Raw genomic sequence first — 18,599 nt, 5'->3', positions numbered from 1 at the left:
CCGCCGATGTTGCGACCGCACCGGCGCCGCCCACGAAAAAACCCGGCCGCAACGGGCCGGGTTTGATCGGACGTACCGGAGGAAGGAAGCCTCAGGCGGCTTCCTCCTGGATGTCGTCGCCTTCCGTCTCGCCCTCGGGCTCGGCCTCAGCCTCGCTCTTGGCGCGGCGGGGCGACTTCGCGAGGCTCTGGTCGATGAGCTTCAGGGCCTCGGTCTCGGTGATGCGGTTCACCGAGGAGATCTCGCGCACGATCCGGTCGAGGGCCGCCTCGTAGAGCTGACGCTCGGAATAGGACTGCTCGGGCTGAGCCTCGGAGCGATAGAGGTCGCGGACCACCTCGGTGACGGCCAGGAGGTCGCCCGAGTTGATCTTGGCCTCGTATTCCTGGGCCCGGCGCGACCACATGGTCCGCTTGATCCGGGCACGGCCGGTGAGCAGGTCCAGGGCCTTCTTCACCAGCTCCGGCTCGGCGAGCTTGCGCATGCCCACGCTGTTGGCCTTCGCGGTCGGCACGCGCAGGACCATCTTGTCCTTCTCGAACGACACCACGAACAGCTCAAGCTTGTAGCCCGCGATCTCCTGCTCCTCGATCGCCGTGATGCGACCGACGCCGTGGGCCGGATACACGACGGCCTCGCCGGTCTTGAAACCTTGCCGGCCTGGGGTCGTCGTCTTCTTGGCTGTGGTCATGCGAGAAGGGCCTCCACTGGCGCGCAGCCATTCAAGGCCGCGCGAAACCGTGTTGTTCCGGGCGGGACACCCGGTTTGCCTCGCCGCTCCCGATAACCTCGCCCGAGGCGAGATCCAGGACAGTCCCCGGCGCGACCGTGCAAAAGCCTGGATCGTCCGCCGAAGGATCCCTCGGCGGTCGATCGCGTACCACTCCCAACCCACGAAGATCGAAGGCGTTTCAATTGGAGGAAGCACGTCAGGCGCATGCGACGGCAGACGGATTGTCTACCACAATCCGGCGCACAGATCAAAGCATCCCTGAAGACGCGCGCCCGAACCCGGCGCTGAGGGAAAGAGTTTTACACCGGCGCGGCGGGACAGAAATGCCCGTGCGGCGGATCAGGGCTTCGCGTTTTGCAGGTCTCTTGCCATCGCCCATCCGGCGACCCGTTCGGAGGAACTTGCCTCACGTTTCCGGATCATGACGGGGTGCTGAGAAATCCTGCGGGCCGACCGGCGGGTTCAGTCGCCGGAGCCGGGGTTGGCCGAGAAGTGCGCCTCAAGCTTTCCGGACTTGCCGTCCCACTCCTTGGCGTCGGCCGGAGCCTCCTTCTTCTGCGTGATGTTGGGCCAGGTCTTGGCGTAGTCGGCGTTCAGCTTCAGCCACGTGTCGAGGTTCGACTCCGTGTCCGGCTTGATCGCCTCGGCCGGGCATTCGGGCTCGCAGACGCCGCAATCGATGCATTCGTCCGGATGAATGACGAGCATGTTCTCGCCTTCGTAGAAGCAGTCCACCGGACAGACCTCGACGCAGTCCGTGTACTTGCACTTGATGCAATTGTCGGTGACGACGTAGGTCATCGGATGTCTTCGTCCTAAAACACGACTTGGCCCGGGCGGAGCCGTGACGCGGCCCGCAGGCCCGGGTGGCGCTCGGAAGGGGGACGCCGGTGAGGCCCGGCGCCAAAACCGGGCTTCGGAGGCCACGGCTCTAGACCCTGCCTTCCGGGCTGACAAGCGCGTGAGCGCCGCATGGCGGTCACGTTGGGGCGCTCGCCGGGCCGCTGTGGCCCGGCCTCATCACCCTTCGGGCACGTCCGGGGGGGCGCCGCCCGAGAGGTCGTCGTAGAGCAGCCGCGCTTCGGGCGCCGGCCCCCGCCGCAGGCCGAGATCCAGGACCCGCACCGCCACGGTCGCGTGCGGCGCCGCCACCGTCACCACGTCGCCGATGCCGATGCCCTTGGCCGGATTCTCGGCCCGGTTGCCGTTCACCCGCACGAAACCGTCCGAGGCCAGCCGCGCGGCCAGGGAGCGGGTTCGCGCGAAGCGCGCGAACCACAGCCACTTGTCGAGCCGCTGCCGATCTTCCCGCATCCGCGGCGGGGGTCAGCGCTTCCCGCCGTCGCCGGCTTCGAGCTGCGCCTTGAGCGCGGCCAGCTTGGCGAAGGGCGAATCCGGGTCCGGCGCCCGCTCCCGTCGCGGGGGCCGCTGGTCGGGCCGCGGCCCGGCATGGCGCTGCTCGGCGCCGCGCTGGTCATCCCGCCGTTCCGGCCGACCGCCCTCGAAGCGCTCGCGCCGGGGGCCGCGATCCCGACCGGGACGCGGGGCGCCGTCGCCGCCCTCGGCGCGGCGATGCTCCGGCCGGCCACCTTCGGGACGCCCCTGTCCGGCCTGTTGGCCCTGGCCGGGATGCTGCCCCTGCTGGCCGCCGTCGCGGCCCCGGCCGGCCCCGCCGCGGGGGCGGTTCTGCGGACGCTGATGGGCCGGGCGCTGATGACGCTGCAGGCGCCAGACCTCGATCTGGGGAATCTCGGCGGTCTGCTCGCCCTCCGGGCTCGCGGCCCCGGCATCGCCCTCCGCGGCAGCCTCGACCGGCTCTGCGTCGGCCGCCGCCGGGTCTGCCGGCACCCCGGACCCGGGCTCCCCGGATTCCTGCACTGCCGATTCCTGCACCGCGGACTCCTGCACCGCGGACTCCTGCACCGCAGGCTCGGACGCTGCCGCGTCGTGGATCGCCGCAGTCTCGGGGGTCTCGGCCGATGCCTCGGCCGGCTGGTCCGATCCAAGGGCTTCCCCGGCGTCGGGACCTTCCGCCACCTGCTCCTCGGAAGTCGCCTCGGAAGGCGCCTCGCCGGTCGTATCGGCCCCGGGCTCCGGGGTCTGGGACCCGGCAGGCGCCGCCTCCGCATCGACCGCAACGGCTCCGTCCGCCGGCGCGTCTGCTTCGTCCGCGACGGATCCCGCTGCTTCGGCCGGTGCGGTCTCGTCGGTTCCGGTCTCCTCGCCGACGGGCTCGGCCGCGTCCGCCTGCGCGGCGACAGCCTCCTCGGAGGACGCCTCGGCGGCGACCGGTGCGGCAGCCGGCGCCGTGGCCGCTGCCGGGATGAGCGGGACCGTGATGGCCGGGCCGGACCGCGTCTCCGCGTTGTAGCCCAACGACTTCAGGATCGAGGCGAAATCCTCGCCCGAGCAGCCGACGAGCGAGGTCATGCCGACGGTGGCCACGAAGCCGTCGCCGTCCGCGGTGCCGTCCGGCGGGGCGCCCGGCGTCGTGCCGGGCCGGTAGGCGATCGCCGGGCGGATCAGGTCGGCGAGCCGCTCCAGGATGTCGACGCGCACCGCCCGCTCGCCGCTGACCCGGAAGCCGGCCGCGCGGTAGAGACCCTTGGCGATCTCGCGATCGACCTTGATCGAGGTTCGGCCAGAGCCGGCGAGATGCGCGATCTCGTCGAGGCCGCGCTGGTCCAGGCCGCCGTTGCGCAGGGCCCAGAGCTGAGCTGCGAGCGTGCGGGGCGCCGGCTTCAGCAGGGCCGGCAGGAAGATGTGGTACGCGCCGAAGCGGACGCCGTGGCGGCGCAGCGCCCCGCGGCCGTCCTGGTCGAGGGTGCGCATCTCCTGCGCGACCTTCGAGCGCTCCAGCACGCCGAGCGCCTCGACCACCTGATAGCCAATGCCCTTGGCAAGCCCGGTGAGGTCGGCCGCGGTCTCGATCTCCATGAGCGGACCGAGCAGGCGCACGATGTGGGCCTTCAGCCACGCATCGAGGCGCGCCTCGACCTTCTCGCGGTGCGGACCGGTCAGGCTGTCGTCGGCCAGCAGACGGATCTGCGGGGCGAAGAGCTTGTCGCCGGGCGTGAGCTTGGCGACGGGGGCACCGGTCCAGCGGATCGTGCCGTCGTGCGACAGCACGAGGGTCGAATCGGCCGTCGTGGCGAATCGCTCGGCCCGCGCCTCGATCTCCCCGGCGAGCGCCTTCTCGGCGGCGCTCCTCAGGGTCTTGGCCTCATGCCCCTCCGCGGTGGCATCGGGAACGAACAGGAACCCGTGAAGGTGGCCGACATGCTGACCCTCGACGGTGACGTCACCGTCGGTGGTAATCTGGGCTTCGAGCATCGTGTTCTCTCTCAGGCGCCGCATCAGGACGCTTGTGCGCCGGTCGACGAAGCGGCTCGCGAGGCGTTCGTGCAGGGCGTCGGACAGCCTGTCCTCTACCCGACGCGTCTCGCCCTGCCAATGTTCTGGGTCGCGCAGCCAATCGGGACGGTTTGCCACGAAGGTCCAGGTGCGCCCCTGCGCGATCCGTCGGGACAGGGTGTCGATGTCGCCGTCGGTGCGGTCGATCATCGCCACCTGCTCGGCGAACCACGTGTCGGGGATGCGGCCGGCCATCCCCTTCATGAGGAACCGATAGAGCTGGGCCACCAGGTCGGCGTGCACCTGCGGGTGGACCTTGCGGTAATCCGGCACGCCGCAGACGTCCCACAGCCTCCGGACCGTGGCGGCGCTCCGCGCCATGTCGCGGATGTCGTCCTCCTTCATCAGGATCTCGAGGGCCTGCTGATCCTCGCCCATGGGCGCGCGGGTCAGGCCTGATTCGCGCGGGTGCTCGTCCAGGCTCGCCTGCAGCGCCTCCAGGCTGCCGAAGGCGAGATCCGGGTTGCGCCACTGCAGGATGCGCAGGGGATCGAAGTCGTGGCTCTCAAGCCGCTCCACCAGCTCGGGCTCGAAGGGCGGGCAGCGGCCGGTGGAGCCAAAGGTGCCGTCCGCGAGGTGGCGCCCGGCGCGGCCGGCGATCTGGCCCATCTCGGCGGGGGTGAGCTTGCGGAAGCGGGTGCCGTCGTATTTCCAGTTCGCCGCGAAGGCGACGTGGTCGACGTCGAGGTTGAGGCCCATCCCGACCGCGTCGGTGGCGACGAGGTAATCGACGTCGCCCGCCTGGTACATCTCGACCTGGGCGTTGCGGGTCCGCGGCGAGAGGGCGCCCAGCACCACCGCGGCCCCACCCCGCTGGCGGCGGATCAGCTCGGCAATCGCGTAGACCTCTTCCGCCGAGAACGCGACGATGGCGGTGCGCCGGGGCAGGCGCGACAGCCGCTTCTCCCCCGCGAAGGAGAGCTGCGACAGCCGCGGCCGGGTCGTGGTGTGGACGTTCGGGATCAGGCTCTGGACCAGCGGCAGCACGGTCGAGGAGCCGATCAGCAGGGTCTCCTCGCGGCCGCGGACGTAGAGCAGGCGGTCGGTGAAGACGTGGCCGCGGTCCATGTCGGCGGCGAGCTGGATCTCGTCGATGGCCACGAAGGCCACGTCGAGGTCGCGGGGCATCGCCTCGATGGTGCAGATCCAGTAGCGCGGCCGGTCCGGCTTGATCTTCTCCTCACCGGTGACGAGCGCGACCTTCTCGGGCCCGACCTTGGCGACGACGCGCAGGTAGACCTCCCGGGCGAGCAGCCGCAGGGGCAGTCCGATCATCCCGGTCGGGTGCGCGAGCATCCGCTCGATGGCGAGATGCGTCTTGCCGGTGTTGGTCGGCCCGAGGACCGCGGTGACGCCGCGGGCGCGGACGTCGCGGGGCAGCGAGCGGCTGGGCGAGGGGCGGAGCAGCGCGTCGATGGTCGGCGGTTCCTTCGGATGGGAAGGCCGTCGCGGCGCCGGCACGGCGCGGGCGGGGGAGGCGGGTACGACCGGCCGGTCGCGTCAGGGACGGTAGGGCCGGACCGATCGTTCCCCATATGGGATGCCGCCGCCTCCAGGTCCAACCTGCGGCGTGACGAGCGGGTACACGTCGACCTGCACCGACGGCGTCCCGGGCTGGGGTGCGACATCGGCGCAGAGCGTTTCGGGGACCGCCACCAGGGGCCCACGGCGCGGCGCGCGATGCCCGACGATTTCGGCGGACGAGAAGGCGTCGCCGCCGCAGCCGGACGCCCCGGTGCCGGCCGTCAGCGGCTCGGCGCTGGCCGGGCCGGCGAGCCCCGTGAGGGCGAGGGCCAGAACGATTCGGGGCCGGGCTGTGCGCATCCGCGGATTATCGCGCATCCCGTGAAGATTTCGTCCACCGCCGCCGGCTTTGCGAGCGGAGCGCGGCGCCGCGAGCGCAGGCGTCGTTCCGAGGTCCCATCAATCCACGCCTTCGACCAAGACCACCTCGCCGATCCCCGCGGGGCGGCGCTTCTCGACGGCTGCCTGATACTCGGGCGAGAAGTAGTAGGCGCGCGCCGCCTCGTAGGATTCGAATTCCAGCACGACGTTGCGCGGCCGCGCTTCGCCCTCCAGCGCCTCGCTGCGGCCGCCGCGGACCAGCGGCGTGCAGCCGTACTGGCGCATGGCCTCCGAGGCCATGGCGGCGTAGTCCTTGTAGGCGTCCGGGTCGGTGACCGTCATCCGGACGATGATGTAGCCCTTGGGCACTGGCTGGCCTCCCTGGCGCGGCTGCCGCGCCGGGCGGAAGTGCCGGGAAACCAGCCGCCGGTCAAAGGCCCCCTACTGCCCCGTCAGGCTCGCCTGCGCGACGCTGGCGCCCGCGGTCCCGGTGGCGTCCGCGCCGCCGCTCTGGGTCCAGCGCGTCGCCTCGATGATGTTGGTGCCGATGGTGGTGAGCACCGAGATGCGGAGCGGAAGCAGGATCCGCGTCCCCGCGACGGGCGCCAGCCAGACCGACATCTCGCGGTTCTCCTCCATGAATTTCACCCCCGGCCGGTCCGGGCGGTGGCCGGCCACCGCCTGGTAGCGGGCCGTGCAGACGAGAACCGGGCCGGCATAGCCGGGCTTCTGCACCGGGCGGGTCTCGGCGTAGCTCAGGACCACGTTGAAGCGGGTGGCGCCGTCGAAGACCGGCAGGGTCCGGTTGCAATTCTCCGGATCGAGCGCCTCGCCGCGCCCCTGCGTCGGCATCAGCAGCGCGCTCACCGGGTCGATGATGCCGCGCCTGTTGGCGGCCGTGACCGGCACCCGGTCCTGCATGTCGATGAGCGGCGGGGTGATCTCGGCCTGGACCACGGTCCCGTGCGCCAGCGCCATGCGCACGGCGATGCCGGAACTCGCCGTGTGGGTCGCGATCGCGAAGGCGCCGGGCTGGGGCGCCGCCGCGAAGGTCCCGGAGGCCCGCGCCGAGCCCTTGCCGCCGGTGATGGCGCCGACGAGGCCGGTGAGCACCGCCGACACGTCCATGACGTAGCGGTCGCGCTCGAACGACCCGGCGAGCCGCGCGGTGCCGATCGGCAGCCCGGCGAGGTTGATGCCGTAATCGACCGCCACCGTGGCGGGGGCGCTCGCTCCCGGCCGCTTCGCGCGCGATCGCGCCTCGGCCGGGCCGGCCAGGGCCGCGACGGCGAGGACGCTGCCGAGCGCGCGTCCGAGCGCGCGCCCGACGGGGCGGCGCGTCACGGGCTTGATCATTCGACGGACAGGCGTGGCGCTCATGATCCGGATCGCATCCCAGGGAAGGCGGGCCAAGACACCCTCTCGAACACACCTGCTCGACGGCATCCTCCCGACGCCGTCGCAGAAGGGAGAGCCTTTCTGCGGGCGGATGAAGGCTATATCCCGGCAGCGTGGTTAACAGACCGTTCGGCGCCCGCCCGCGGATCGGCGGGGACGCCGTGGAGCGTCGCACCTTGACGCATCGGGGCACAGTCGCCTATAGGCTCGCGCCTTCAACGGGACTCCGCTGGACCTGGAACACGCAATGGGCGCCGCCCGCTGCGACGATGATCGCGCCGGCCGCGATCGGGTCTGTTCGGGCGGAACGAGACGGGATCTAAAGTCATCATGGCGCGCCGCTGCGAACTCACCGGCAAGGCCGTTCAGGTCGGCCACCTCGTGAGCCACTCGAACCGCAAGACCAAGTGCCGGTTCCTGCCGAACCTGTGCAACGTCACCCTCCAGTCCGACGCGCTCGGCAAGCGGGTGCGCCTGCGCGTCACCGCGCACGCCCTGCGCTCGGTGGAGCATCGCGGCGGGCTCGACGCCTTCCTGATCAAGGCCGGCGAGTGCGACCTGTCGCAGACCGCCCGCCTGCTCAAGCGCGAGATCCACAAGAAGCTCGCCGAGGCTCCGGCCGTCGCGGCCTGAGCCTCCGGGCGCCACGCGCCACATCGGACCTGCAAACCGCCGGGCCCTCCGAGGGCCCGGCGGTTTGCGCTTGCGCGCGGCAGACCGGCTGATCCGGACGATCCCGCGCGCGAGTTGATCCAGGGGCGTCCGCACCAGCCGGCCTCGAAGGAGAGCTCCGGGGACCGCGCGGTTGACCGGGAGCCTCCTGCGCGGCGTCCGCTGCGCTCCGGCGTCTCAGGACGAGATTGCGGACCGGCGTCTCAGGACGAGATTGCGGATCGGATGGGCCCGCGCCCGGACGGGGCCCGCGGAGCGAGGCCCGGATCAGCGCCGCCCGCCGGCCGCCCGCAGCATCCGGCCCGTCGGCGCGGACGCGCCGTCCTCCTCGAACAGCTCCGCGAGCTTCTCGGTCATCGCCCCGCCGAGCTCCTCGGCGTCGATGATCGTCACGGCGCGGCGGTAGTACCGGGTCACGTCGTGGCCGATGCCGATGGCCAGCAACTCCACGGGCGAGCGCGTCTCGATCTCCTCGATCATCCAGCGCAGGTGCCGCTCCAGGTAATTGCCGGCGTTCACCGACAGGGTCGAGTCGTCCACCGGGGCGCCGTCCGAGATCACCATCAGGATCTTGCGCTGCTCGGGCCGCCCGAGCAGGCGCTTGTGCGCCCAGTCGAGCGCCTCGCCGTCGATGTTCTCCTTGAGCAACCCCTCGCGCATCATCAGCCCGAGATTCTTCCGGGCCCGGCGCCAGGGGGCGTCCGCCGACTTGTAGACGATGTGGCGCAGGTCGTTCAGGCGGCCGGGATTCGGCGGCTTGCCGGCGGCGAGCCACGCCTCGCGGCTCTGGCCGCCCTTCCAGGCGCGGGTGGTGAAGCCGAGGATCTCGACCTTCACGCCGCAGCGCTCCAGCGTCCGCGCCAGGATGTCGGCGCAGGTCGCCGCCACGGTGATCGGCCGGCCGCGCATCGAACCCGAATTGTCGAGGAGCAGCGTCACCACCGTGTCGCGGAAGTTGGTGTCCTTCTCCTGCTTGAAGGAGAGCGGCTGGTACGGATCGATGACCACCCGCACGAGCCGCGCCGGGTCGAGCTGACCCTCCTCCAGGTCGAAGTCCCAGGCGCGGTTCTGCTGCGCGAGCAGCCGCCGCTGCAGCCGGTTGGCGAGGCGGCCGACCACGCCCTGGAGGTGGGAGAGCTGCTTGTCGAGGTATGAGCGCAGGCGCGACAGCTCGTCGGCGTCGCACAGCTCCTCGGCGTGGATGACCTCGTCGAACCGGGCGTTGAACACCCGGTATTCGGGCCCGCGCGCCTCGTTGCCCTGCCGCTGCGGCGGGCGCGACGCCTCCGAGGCCTCCTCGGATTCCGCGTCCTCGGACTCATCCGGCAGCTCGCCCGACGGCGCGTCGGCGGATTCCTGCGCGCCGTCCTCGATCTCGTCGGAGGCCTCCTCGGAGGTCTCGATCTCGGCGCGCTCGCCCTGGCTCTTCTCCTCCGAATCACCCTCGCTCGGGCTCTGCTCGTCGTCCTGGGCGTCGTTCTCGTCGTCGTTCTCGTCGTCCTCGGCGTCGAACGGCGTCTCGTCCGACATGTCCAGCGAGGTGAGGAGGTCGCGCACCGAGCGGGCGAATTTGCGCTGGTCCTCGATGGACCCGATGAGCCCGTCGAGGTTCGGGCCGGCCTTGGCCTCGATGTGCTCGCGCCACAGCGCGACGATCTTGGCCGCGGCCTCCGGCGGCTTCTGGCCGGTGAGGCGCTCGCGCACCATCAGGGCGACGGCATCCTCCATCGGGGCGTCGGCCCGGTCGGTGATGGTCTCGTACTTGCCGCCGCGGTGGTAGCGGTCCTCCAGCATCGCCGTGATGTTGCTGGCCACCCCCGCCATCCGGCGCGAGCCGATCGCCTCGACCCGGGCCTGCTCCACCGCGTCGTAGACGGCACGCGCCGCCGCGTTCTCGGGGGCGAGCCGGCGGTGGACCGCCACGTCGTGGCAGCCCAGGCGCAAAGCCATGGCGTCGGCGTTGCCGCGCAGCACCGCGACGTCCTGGGCCGACAGCTTGCGCGGCGGCTCGGGGAGGCGGGCCTTGTCGCCGGTGAGCGCCGGCCGGTCGGTGGCGTAGGTGACCTCGACCTCGGAGCGCCGGGCGATGGCGCGCAGGCACACCGCCACCGAGCGCTTCAGGGGCTCGGCCACGGGTTCGCGGCGCTCGCCGGGCTTGCGGTTGGAGATGGACATGCGCGGCTACCGGTCGTCGGACGCGAAGGGGCGGTTCAGGATCCCGTCCCAGCAAAGGGAAGCAGCGGCGCGGCGCGGGACCGAGGCAGGGCGGGCGAAGCCCGATGAACTCGCCCCGGTCCCACGCGCCACGAACTCCGCCACGAACTCGGCCATGCGGGTCAGCTCAGCGCGACGTTCACCGCGCTCTCGGGCAGCTCCTTGCCGAAGGCGCGCTGGTAGAATTCCGCCACCAGCGTGCGCTCCAGCTCGTCGCACTTGTTGAGGAAGGTCACCCGGAAGGCGAAGCCGATATCCTTGAAGATGTCGGCGTTCTCGGCCCAGGTGATCACCGTGCGCGGGCTCATGACGGTGGAGAGGTCGCCGTTCATGAAGGCGTTGCGCGTGAGATCCGCCACGCGCACCATCCGGTTGACGATGTCGCGACCCTGGTCGCCCCGATAGTGGACCGCCTTCGACAGCACGATGTCGACTTCGCGGTCGTGCGGCAGGTAGTTCAGCGTGGTGACGATCGACCAGCGGTCCATCTGGCCTTGGTTGATCTGCTGCGTGCCGTGATAGAGGCCGGACGTGTCGCCCAGGCCCACCGTGTTGGCGGTGGCGAACAGCCGGAAGGCCGGGTGCGGGCGGATGACGCGCTTCTGGTCCAGAAGCGTCAGGCGGCCCGACAGCTCCAGCACGCGCTGGATCACGAACATCACGTCCGGGCGGCCGGCATCGTACTCGTCGAACACGAGGGCGACGTTGTTCTGCAGGGCCCAGGGCAGGATGCCGTCCTGGAAGGCGGTGACCTGCTTGCCGTCCTGCAGGACGATGGCGTCCTTGCCGACGAGGTCGATGCGCGACACGTGGCTGTCGAGGTTGATCCGGATGCAGGGCCAGTTCAGGCGGGCGGCGACCTGCTCGATATGGGTCGACTTGCCGGTGCCGTGATAGCCGGTGACCATCACGCGGCGGTTGCGGGCGAACCCGGCCAGGATGGCGAGCGTCGTCTCCCGATCGAAGATGTAATCGGGATCGAGATCCGGGACGTGCTCCTCGGCCTCGGCGTAGGCCGGGACCTTGAGGTCGAGGTCGATGCCGAAGACCTCGCGGACGGAGACGGTGCGGTCGGGCTGCGCGGCGGGCGTATCGTCAGAGAGCATTCGGAACCTCGTGAGGCGCGGGCGCTCCACTCCCAAACAGTGAAGCATCCGCGCGGAAGAACGTCGAGCCGGGCCTCCGCGGCGGGGCGGAGCCATCCTTAGACGGCGGCGCGCGGGTGCGCCACCGACCGGCCTCGCCCTCATATAGGGCTGCGCCGCGTGGTTTGCCCTATCCTAGATGCGAACCGCCCTGCATCCTTCGTGCCGCGTCAGCAGAGGCCGGCCCCGCGCAGCACGTCGTGGGCGCGGATGATGTCGCGCAGCCGCTCCTCGAAGGAGCGGTCGCCGCCGTTGGCGTCCGGGTGGAAGCGCTTCACCAGGGTCTTGTACTGCGCCTTGATGGCGGCCGTATCGGCGCCCTCCTCGAGACCCATCACGTCGAGGGCCCGGCGGACCGCGGCCGAGTGGCGGGGCTTCTGCGGCTCGGGCTCGCGGGCCCGGCGGCGGGCCTCGCCGACGCCTTCGCCGCGCAGGATGCCGAGGGGATCGACATAGGCCCAGTCGCGGACCGGCTCGTCGGCCGGCTTGGCCTCGCCCGTCCGGTTCACGCCCATCGCCCAGGTCGGGCGATGGCCGATGATCGCGTCCTTCTGGTAGGCCTGCACGGCGGCATCGTTCATGCCGTCGAAGTAGTTGTACGTGGCGTTGTAGGCGCGGACGTGATCCATGCAGAAGCGCCAGTACTGGCCCTCGGCCTTGCGGCCCTTCGGCGCCCGGTACAGGCCCGGCTGCGTGCAGCCCGGGCTCTCGCAGCCGGTCTCGGCGGCGGCCTTCGGCTCGTCGCAGGACGGTTTGATCCGGATGCTGTCGAACAGGCGCGAGTTGAGATCCATGACGGGCCGATTATGAGGGGGCGGACCTGAGACACAAGGGCACCGGGCCTGATGACGCATGCGCGGGATCGGGCTTGACGGCAGCCGACGAACACGACGCGAGGGCACGATGGCTGACGGTGTGGGCGCGGGCGGCACCCTGCGGGACTGGATGGAGGCGCGGCTGCAGGAGCAGCTCGCGCCGGCGCGGCTCGACGTGATCGACGAGTCGCATCTGCATGCCGGCCATGCCGGGGCACGGCCGGGGGGCGAGACCCATTACCGGCTCGACATCGTCGCGTCGGCGTTCGAGGGCAAGAGCCGCGTCGAGCGGCATCGCTTGGTGAACGCGCTGCTCGACGACGCGTTCAAGCGGGGGCTGCACGCCCTTGCGCTCCGGGCCCGCACGCCCGCCGAGGCCGCCTGAACCGGTCCCGCGGGCGTTCGGCGAGCCGCGCTTCGAGCTTGCGCGGCGCGGCCGTCGTCGGCGGGCTCCACCGGGGCGCTTCGCGGCGCCCGCGATGACGCCGCGGACCATTCCAGACGGGCGCGTTGAGCAGGCAGCGGATCACGGACGGGATATGGTGACGGGCGCACCGATCTGCACCTGCCGGGTCGTCGGCCTCGCGCCGGACGATCCGGCGTCCCGCGCGGTCGCCGCATCCGGGAGGCCGCCATGTCCCTGCGGGTGACGCCGCGCATCGCCATCGCGGACGACGAGATCGAGCTGTCGTTCATGCGCGCCTCCGGCGCGGGTGGCCAGAACGTCAACAAGGTCGAGACCGCGGTCCAGCTCCGCTGGGCCGCGCTCGCCTCGACCGCCATCGACGAGCGGGTGAAGGCCAACCTCGTGCGGCTCGCCGGCCGGCGCATGACCAAGGACGGCGTCCTCGTCCTCGCCGGGCAGCGGCACCGGACGCAGGAGCGCAACCGGGCCGACGTCCTGCAGCGGCTCGTCGATCTCGTGGCGGAGGCGGCCAAGCCGCCGCCACCGATCCGCCGCCCGACGAAGCCGACGCGGGGCTCGCAGGAGCGGCGGATCGGCGCCAAGAAGAACCGCGCCACGATCAAGCAGGGCCGGGGCAGCTTCCGCGATTCCGACGGCTGAGACGCGTCGCCGCCCGTCTCAGTGGATCGCGTCGATCACCTGGGCCTTCGGGCTCGCGTCGGGGGCGGGGGACGAGCCCGCCACCAGGGTGCTGCCCGGCTTGGCGAGGGTGAGGGCGATCGCGATCAGCGCCAGGACGGCGGCCAGCGCGGCCGGGAACAGGAAGGCCGACTCGCCGTAGCGGATGTCGAGCAGGCCGCCGATCACCGCGCCGGTGCTGAGGCCCGCCCAGAGCGGCGCCTGGATCCAGAAGGACGGGGCCACGGTGCCGAGCAGCAGGTTGGCGCAGCCGGTGCCGAAGCGCACGACCGCGCCGGTGACGTAGGTGAGCGCCAGGGAACGGCCGCCCTCGTCCTGAAGCGTCGCATTCTGGAGCCCGAGGGCCAGCACGATCGGATAGGCGTGCAGCGGGTAGGCGAAGGTGCCCCAGGGCATCAGCAGCCCGCCGGCGAGCAGCAGCGCCTGCAGGGTCAGGAGGACGGCGAGGCGCCAGCGCCCGACCCAGGCGGCGATCAGCGTGCCCAGGAAGGCGCCGAAGCAGAAGATGCTGATGGTGCTGGCGACCCGGGTGACGTTCTCCCAGTCGCCGTTCGACACCGCCACGCCGAAGCGCGTGGTGTTGCCCGACATGAACGACATGAAGAGCTGCGAGAATTCCAGGAAGCCGATGGAGTCGGCGCAGCCCGCCAGCGTGGCCAGGGCGATGGCGAAGGGGATCCGGGTTCGCGGATCGGCCGGAAAGGACTTGTCCGCCGGCGGATCGGGTCTTCGCTCCGGCGTCTCCCGACCTGTCCGACTGCCGTAATTCGCCATGCTGATCCCCCGATACAGCGGCCGCGCCTGTCGCGACCGACTGACAATGGACGAACAGCCAAGCGGTTTCATGCCGCTGTGCGGCGCAACACAACGACGCGGCCCGGCACCGGCCGCCCGGCCTCCGTCCGAACCGCGGCGGGCTCCAGCGTGAGGAGCGCGAAGCCGGCGTCGCGGGCTGCCGCCTCCGTATGGGCATCCGCGTGGGCGTAACGGCCGTCCGCGCCGAGCGCGACCCCCGGTCCGTCGTGCGACTGGACCGTGAAGGCGGCGAGGCCGCCCGGCCGGAGCACGCGGCCCATCTCCGCCACGACGGGCGCCAGATCCGCCACGTAGATGAGGACGTCGGCGGCCATGCAGAGATCGGCGGAGGCCGCCGCCTCGCCGGCCAGGAACGCGGTCAACTCGCCCTCGGCCAGGCGGTCGTAGAGCGGCCGGCCCTCCCGGGACTTGGCGCGCGCCAGCGCCAGCATCCCGGGCGCGAGATCGACGCCCGTGAGGTGACCGGCCCGGTCGCGGATCGCCGCGCCCATCAGGCCCGTGCCGCAGCCGAGGTCGAGCACCCGGGCAAAAAGCCGTGGTTCCGGCGGCAGGGCGTTCCGGACGAGTTCGGGACCGACATAGGTCAAGCCGTCGACGAGGTGGCGCTCGAAGCGCGGCGCGTAGCCGTCGAACAGGGCCCTGACGTAGGCGGGGGTGAGGATCGGCCGGCCGTCGGCGACGCCCAGGCGGGCGAGGTGCGCCCGCACGCCCAGGGTGTCGTCCGGGTCGATGTCGAGGGCGCACGCGTAGGCCCGGACCGCCGCGTCGCGCAGGTCCGGCGACCCGCCCGCCGCCGCCAGTCCCTCCCGGGCCCGCCCGAGGAGCAGCCACGCCGGCGCGTAGCGCGGCGCGATCTCCAGGGCCTGCGCGGCGAGGTCGGCGGCCCCGCCGTAATCGCCCTCGGCCAAGCAGGCTTCCGCGTAGCGATAGCGGCGATCGGCGAGGATGTCGCCGGAACTGAGCTGCGAGGCCATGCGTCTGCCGGGTCGGGGGTGCCTATATACTGGGGCCACCGGCGGATACCACCGGCAGCACGGGCCCGATGCCGACACGCGCCAGCGACCTCCTCACCCTGACCCGCGAGGGTCTCTACTGCCCCCTCGGGCGCTTCCACGTCGATCCGACCTGGCCGGTGGAGCGCGCGCTCATCACCCACGGCCATGCCGATCATGCCCGGGCGGGCCACGGCCAAGTGCTGGCGACGCCCGAGACCCTGCGGATCATGGCGGTGCGCTACGGCGCGGAGTTCTGCCGCCAGCGGCAGGAGGCGCGGCTCGGCGCGGCGATCCGCGTCGGCGACGTCACCGTGCGCTTCGCGCCCGCCGGCCACGTCCTCGGCTCGGCGCAGATCGCCATCGAGCGGGACGGGGCCCGGGTGGTGGTCTCGGGCGACTACAAGCGGGCGCCGGACCCGACCTGCCTGCCCTTCGAGGTGGTGCCGTGCGACGTGTTCATCACCGAGGCGACCTTCGGCCTGCCGGTCTTCACCCATCCGGACACGCGGGACGAGGTCCGCAAGCTCCTCGAATCGGTCCGGCTGTTCCCGGAGCGGGCCCACATCGTCGGCGCCTACGCCCTCGGCAAGGCGCAGCGGGTGATGGCGCTCCTGCGGGAGGAGGGCTGGGACCGGCCGATCCACCTCCACGGGGCGATGGAGAAGCTCACCGCCCTCTACAAGGAGGAGGGCGTGCCGCTGGGCGAAACCCCCAAGGTGGTCGCAGCCGAGCGCAAGGACCTGCACGGCGCGATCGTGATCTGCCCGCCCTCGTCGATCCAGGATCTGTGGTCGCGCAAGTTCCCCGATCCGGTGACCTGCTTCGCCTCGGGCTGGATGCGGGTCCGCGCCCGCGCCCGCCAGAAGGGCGTCGAGCTGCCGCTGGTGATCTCCGACCATTCCGACTGGCCGGACCTGTGCCGCACCGTCCGCGAGACCGGCGCCGAAGAGGTCTGGGTCACGCACGGGCAGGAGGACGCCCTGGTCCACTGGTGCGGAACGCAGGGGATCAAGGCCCGGCCGCTGCATCTGCTGGGCTACGGCGACGACGGGGAGGCCGAAGCGGTCTCCGAGGCGGAGACGGCGGCATGAACGATTTCGCCCATCTGCTCGACCGCCTCGCCTATGAGCCGCGCCGCAACGCCAAGCTGCGGATGCTGCAGGATTACTTTTCCCGCACGCCCGACCCGGAGCGCGGCTACGCGCTGGGCGCCATGACCGGCACACTGAGCTTTCGCGAGGCCAAGCCGGCCCTGATCCGGGGGCTGGTGGAGGAGCGGATCGACCCGGTGCTGTTCCGGCTCTCGCACAACTACGTCGGGGATCTCGCGGAGACCACGGCGCTGATCTGGCCGGGACCGGCGGAGGCGCCGCGGGAGCCGGGCCCCGGCCACAACAACCCGCCGCCGCAGGTCCCGACCCTGGCGGAGGTCGTCGGGACGCTGGCGACCATCCCCAAGCGCGAACTGCCCCGGCACCTCGCCGAGTGGCTCGACGCCCTCGACGAGACCGGGCGCTGGGCGCTGCTGAAGCTCGTCACCGGCAACCTGCGGGTCGGCGTCTCGGCCCGGCTCGCCAAGACGGCGGTGGGCGCACTGGGCGACCACGACGCCGACGCCGTCGAGGAGGTCTGGCACGGGCTGACGCCGCCGTTCGAGACCCTGTTCGCCTGGGTCGAGGGCCGGGCCGCGCGGCCCGAGACCCTGAACCCCGCCCCGTTTCGCCCGCCGATGCTGTCCCACCCGATCGAGGAGGAGGCCGACCTCGAGAAGCTGGAGCCGGACGCCTTCTCGGCCGAGTGGAAGTGGGACGGCATCCGCGTCCAGCTCGTCGGCGGGCGCGACAAGGCCGGCCAGCAGGTCGGAAAGGTCTATTCCCGCACCGGCGAGGACATCACCGGGGCGTTCCCGGATCTCGCCGAGGCCATCACCTTCACGGGGTCGCTGGACGGCGAGCTGCTGATCCTGCGCGAGCGCCGCGTGCAGAGCTTCAACGTGCTCCAGCAGCGCCTGAACCGGAAGGCGGTGACGGCTAAGCTCCTGGAGGAGTTCCCCGCCCATGTCCGTGCCTACGACCTCCTGACCCTCGCGGGCGACGACCTGAGGGCCGAGCCCTTCGCGGTCCGACGGGAGAAGCTGGAGGCGCTGGTGACCCGCCTCGACCACGCGCGGATCGACATCTCGCCGCTCGTGCCCTTCGCCGATTGGGAGGCGCTGGCGGCCGCCCGCGCGGACCCGGCCTCGGTCGGCGCCGGCGAGGACGCCGACGCCATCGAGGGCGTCATGCTCAAGCGCCTGAACAGCCCCTACCTGCCGGGCCGTCCCAAGGGACCGTGGTGGAAGTGGAAGCGCGAGCCCCACATCGTCGACGCCGTGATGATGTACGCCCAGCGCGGGCACGGGAAGCGCTCGTCCTTCTACTCGGACTACACGTTCGGGGTCTGGCGGGCGGCCCCCGAAGGCGGCGACGAGCTGGTGCCGGTGGGCAAGGCCTATCACGGCTTCACCGACGCGGAACTCGCCAAGCTCGACCGCTACGTCCGCAACAACACCACCAAGCGCTTCGGCCCCGTGCGCGAGGTCGCCCACGGCCGCGAGGCGGGTCTCGTCCTCGAGATCGCCTTCGAGGGCGTGCAGCGCTCGACCCGGCACAAATCGGGGGTGGCGATGCGCTTCCCGCGGGTCAGCCGCATCCGCTGGGACAAGCCGCCCGCGGAGGCCGACCGGATCGACGTGCTGGAGCGGATCCTGGCCCGGGGCGAACGGGAGATCGCTCCGGGGGCGACCCTGATGGAGACCTCCGCATGAAGCAGGGCAAGATCGGTCCGGTGGAGACGATGGCCGCAGGTCCGGTGGAGCGGCACGCCAGCGGGCGGCTGACCATCGCGACCGCGGGGCCGGGCTTCACGGATTTCACCGCCGCCGTGGTGGCGTTCGTGCGCGGCAGCGGCGTCCGGGACGGGCTGGTGACGGTGTTCTGCCGGCACACCTCGGCCTCGCTCACCATCCAGGAGAATGCCGACCCCGACGTCCAGACCGACCTGATGGCCGCTCTGGACGGCTTCGCGCCGCGGCATGCCGGCTACGTCCACGGTGCCGAGGGGCCGGACGACATGCCGGCGCATATCCGCACCCTGATCACCGATTCGGCCCTGACCGTCCCTCTGATCGACGGGCGCCTGGCCCTCGGCACGTGGCAGGGGATCTACCTGATCGAGCACCGCGACCGGCCGCACCGGCGGGAGATCGTGCTGAGCGTGATCGGGGCGTGAGGCTCCCCCTCGTCCCCGTCATCGCGGGCGCGGCGAAGCGATCCCGGGCCGCACGACACCGGCCGACATGGCGCCGCGGGATCGCGCCGCTCCGCTCGCCACGACGGCGCGTGCGTCACGCCGCGGACCTGGACCCGGGCGCCGGATCGGCAACATGCCGTCACACACCGCCGGTTA

At 71.7% G+C, this 18,599-nt stretch carries 18 protein-coding genes; 6 read left to right on the top strand and 12 right to left on the bottom strand.

What is annotated here, in order from left to right:
* Nucleotides 1-91: 91 nt before the first annotated feature.
* The 7 genes from MFF58_RS09305 to MFF58_RS09275 all read right to left on the bottom strand — a co-directional run bounded on the left by MFF58_RS09305 (nt 92) and on the right by MFF58_RS09275 (nt 7,348).
* On the bottom strand, nt 92-691 hold the full coding sequence (locus tag MFF58_RS09305) for a CarD family transcriptional regulator (RefSeq protein ID WP_238286820.1): 600 nt from the start codon (nt 689-691) through the stop codon (nt 92-94).
* 504 nt (nt 692-1,195) lie between these two features.
* Entirely contained in the window at nt 1,196-1,534 is a 339-nt protein-coding gene (gene fdxA / locus MFF58_RS09300; protein ID WP_238286819.1) for a ferredoxin FdxA, read from the bottom strand.
* A 219-nt stretch (nt 1,535-1,753) separates the two neighbouring features.
* A complete protein-coding gene (locus MFF58_RS09295) occupies nt 1,754-2,047 on the bottom strand; it encodes an RNA-binding S4 domain-containing protein (protein ID WP_238286817.1) in 294 nt (97 codons plus the stop codon).
* Nucleotides 2,048-2,059: 12 nt separating this feature from the next.
* Nucleotides 2,060-5,554: a helicase-related protein gene (locus MFF58_RS09290; RefSeq protein ID WP_373323311.1), complete on the bottom strand. Its 3,495-nt coding sequence runs from the start codon at nt 5,552-5,554 to the stop codon at nt 2,060-2,062.
* Nucleotides 5,555-5,647: 93 nt separating this feature from the next.
* Complete coding sequence (locus MFF58_RS09285; protein WP_238286816.1) at nt 5,648-5,971, bottom strand: hypothetical protein; 324 nt, start codon at nt 5,969-5,971, stop codon at nt 5,648-5,650.
* 99 nt (nt 5,972-6,070) lie between these two features.
* The gene (locus MFF58_RS09280; protein WP_238286815.1) at nt 6,071-6,361 is read right to left on the bottom strand and encodes a DUF1330 domain-containing protein; all 291 of its coding nucleotides are present in this window, start codon (nt 6,359-6,361) and stop codon (nt 6,071-6,073) included.
* Between the two features lie 72 nt (nt 6,362-6,433).
* Nucleotides 6,434-7,348, bottom strand: a complete 915-nt coding sequence (locus MFF58_RS09275) for a DUF3108 domain-containing protein (protein ID WP_238286865.1) — start codon at nt 7,346-7,348, stop codon at nt 6,434-6,436.
* A 372-nt stretch (nt 7,349-7,720) separates the two neighbouring features.
* Between MFF58_RS09275 and rpmB the strand changes: the two genes are divergently transcribed.
* Nucleotides 7,721-8,023, top strand: a complete 303-nt coding sequence (rpmB, locus tag MFF58_RS09270) for a 50S ribosomal protein L28 (RefSeq protein ID WP_238286814.1) — start codon at nt 7,721-7,723, stop codon at nt 8,021-8,023.
* 306 nt (nt 8,024-8,329) lie between these two features.
* Here the strand turns inward: rpmB and cobT are convergent, their stop codons facing one another.
* From cobT to MFF58_RS09255, 3 genes are all read right to left on the bottom strand, one after another.
* On the bottom strand, nt 8,330-10,237 hold the full coding sequence (gene cobT / locus MFF58_RS09265; RefSeq protein ID WP_238286813.1) for a cobaltochelatase subunit CobT: 1,908 nt from the start codon (nt 10,235-10,237) through the stop codon (nt 8,330-8,332).
* A 161-nt stretch (nt 10,238-10,398) separates the two neighbouring features.
* Nucleotides 10,399-11,382, bottom strand: a complete 984-nt coding sequence (gene cobS, locus MFF58_RS09260; RefSeq protein ID WP_238286812.1) for a cobaltochelatase subunit CobS — start codon at nt 11,380-11,382, stop codon at nt 10,399-10,401.
* Between the two features lie 209 nt (nt 11,383-11,591).
* The gene (locus MFF58_RS09255) at nt 11,592-12,215 is read right to left on the bottom strand and encodes a J domain-containing protein (RefSeq protein WP_238286811.1); all 624 of its coding nucleotides are present in this window, start codon (nt 12,213-12,215) and stop codon (nt 11,592-11,594) included.
* A gap of 109 nt (nt 12,216-12,324) precedes the next feature.
* On the opposite strand from MFF58_RS09255, the gene MFF58_RS09250 reads away from it, so the two are divergent.
* Together MFF58_RS09250 and arfB are read left to right on the top strand one after the other, a co-directional pair.
* Complete coding sequence (locus tag MFF58_RS09250; RefSeq protein ID WP_238286809.1) at nt 12,325-12,621, top strand: BolA family protein; 297 nt, start codon at nt 12,325-12,327, stop codon at nt 12,619-12,621.
* 249 nt (nt 12,622-12,870) lie between these two features.
* Nucleotides 12,871-13,302, top strand: coding sequence for an alternative ribosome rescue aminoacyl-tRNA hydrolase ArfB (gene arfB, locus MFF58_RS09245; protein ID WP_238286808.1), 432 nt, complete (start codon nt 12,871-12,873; stop codon nt 13,300-13,302).
* 18 nt (nt 13,303-13,320) lie between these two features.
* On the opposite strand, the gene MFF58_RS09240 is transcribed toward arfB, so the two are convergent.
* On the bottom strand, nt 13,321-14,115 hold the full coding sequence (locus tag MFF58_RS09240; RefSeq protein WP_238286806.1) for a YoaK family protein: 795 nt from the start codon (nt 14,113-14,115) through the stop codon (nt 13,321-13,323).
* A 68-nt stretch (nt 14,116-14,183) separates the two neighbouring features.
* Entirely contained in the window at nt 14,184-15,131 is a 948-nt protein-coding gene (locus MFF58_RS09235) for a class I SAM-dependent DNA methyltransferase (RefSeq protein WP_238286804.1), read from the bottom strand.
* A gap of 68 nt (nt 15,132-15,199) precedes the next feature.
* On the opposite strand from MFF58_RS09235, the gene MFF58_RS09230 reads away from it, so the two are divergent.
* From MFF58_RS09230 to MFF58_RS09220, 3 genes are read left to right on the top strand one after another with little or no spacing between them, the layout of a single operon-like run.
* Nucleotides 15,200-16,243 carry a ligase-associated DNA damage response exonuclease gene (locus MFF58_RS09230; protein ID WP_238286802.1) on the top strand — a complete coding sequence of 348 codons (1,044 nt, stop codon included), beginning with the start codon at nt 15,200-15,202 and terminating at the stop codon, nt 16,241-16,243.
* Nucleotides 16,240-17,958 carry a cisplatin damage response ATP-dependent DNA ligase gene (locus tag MFF58_RS09225; RefSeq protein ID WP_238286801.1) on the top strand — a complete coding sequence of 573 codons (1,719 nt, stop codon included), beginning with the start codon at nt 16,240-16,242 and terminating at the stop codon, nt 17,956-17,958. The genes MFF58_RS09230 and MFF58_RS09225 overlap by 4 nt, the downstream gene beginning before the upstream one ends.
* Entirely contained in the window at nt 17,955-18,422 is a 468-nt protein-coding gene (locus tag MFF58_RS09220) for a secondary thiamine-phosphate synthase enzyme YjbQ (protein ID WP_238286799.1), read from the top strand. Before MFF58_RS09225 ends, MFF58_RS09220 begins: the two co-directional genes overlap by 4 nt.
* The last annotated feature ends 177 nt before the right edge of the window (nt 18,423-18,599 follow it).

It is taken from the genome of Methylobacterium longum, from assembly GCF_022179385.1.
Classification (GTDB): domain Bacteria; phylum Pseudomonadota; class Alphaproteobacteria; order Rhizobiales; family Beijerinckiaceae; genus Methylobacterium; species Methylobacterium longum.
Note: the sequence above shows the minus strand (reverse complement) of the source record. Positions and strands in the feature narration are given on the sequence as shown.

Excerpts from the sequence above, each read along its gene's own strand:
- MFF58_RS09305 (WP_238286820.1), bottom strand. The coding sequence starts at position 691 with ATGACCACAGCCAAGAAGACGACGACCCCAGGCCGGCAAGGTTTCAAG.
- fdxA (WP_238286819.1), bottom strand. The coding sequence starts at position 1,534 with ATGACCTACGTCGTCACCGACAATTGCATCAAGTGCAAGTACACGGAC.
- MFF58_RS09295 (WP_238286817.1), bottom strand. The coding sequence starts at position 2,047 with ATGCGGGAAGATCGGCAGCGGCTCGACAAGTGGCTGTGGTTCGCGCGC.
- MFF58_RS09285 (WP_238286816.1), bottom strand. The coding sequence starts at position 5,971 with ATGCGCACAGCCCGGCCCCGAATCGTTCTGGCCCTCGCCCTCACGGGG.
- MFF58_RS09275 (WP_238286865.1), bottom strand. The coding sequence starts at position 7,348 with ATGATCAAGCCCGTGACGCGCCGCCCCGTCGGGCGCGCGCTCGGACGC.
- rpmB (WP_238286814.1), top strand. The coding sequence starts at position 7,721 with ATGGCGCGCCGCTGCGAACTCACCGGCAAGGCCGTTCAGGTCGGCCAC.
- cobT (WP_238286813.1), bottom strand. The coding sequence starts at position 10,237 with ATGTCCATCTCCAACCGCAAGCCCGGCGAGCGCCGCGAACCCGTGGCC.
- cobS (WP_238286812.1), bottom strand. The coding sequence starts at position 11,382 with ATGCTCTCTGACGATACGCCCGCCGCGCAGCCCGACCGCACCGTCTCC.
- MFF58_RS09255 (WP_238286811.1), bottom strand. The coding sequence starts at position 12,215 with ATGGATCTCAACTCGCGCCTGTTCGACAGCATCCGGATCAAACCGTCC.
- MFF58_RS09250 (WP_238286809.1), top strand. The coding sequence starts at position 12,325 with ATGGCTGACGGTGTGGGCGCGGGCGGCACCCTGCGGGACTGGATGGAG.
- arfB (WP_238286808.1), top strand. The coding sequence starts at position 12,871 with ATGTCCCTGCGGGTGACGCCGCGCATCGCCATCGCGGACGACGAGATC.
- MFF58_RS09240 (WP_238286806.1), bottom strand. The coding sequence starts at position 14,115 with ATGGCGAATTACGGCAGTCGGACAGGTCGGGAGACGCCGGAGCGAAGA.
- MFF58_RS09235 (WP_238286804.1), bottom strand. The coding sequence starts at position 15,131 with ATGGCCTCGCAGCTCAGTTCCGGCGACATCCTCGCCGATCGCCGCTAT.
- MFF58_RS09230 (WP_238286802.1), top strand. The coding sequence starts at position 15,200 with ATGCCGACACGCGCCAGCGACCTCCTCACCCTGACCCGCGAGGGTCTC.
- MFF58_RS09225 (WP_238286801.1), top strand. The coding sequence starts at position 16,240 with ATGAACGATTTCGCCCATCTGCTCGACCGCCTCGCCTATGAGCCGCGC.
- MFF58_RS09220 (WP_238286799.1), top strand. The coding sequence starts at position 17,955 with ATGAAGCAGGGCAAGATCGGTCCGGTGGAGACGATGGCCGCAGGTCCG.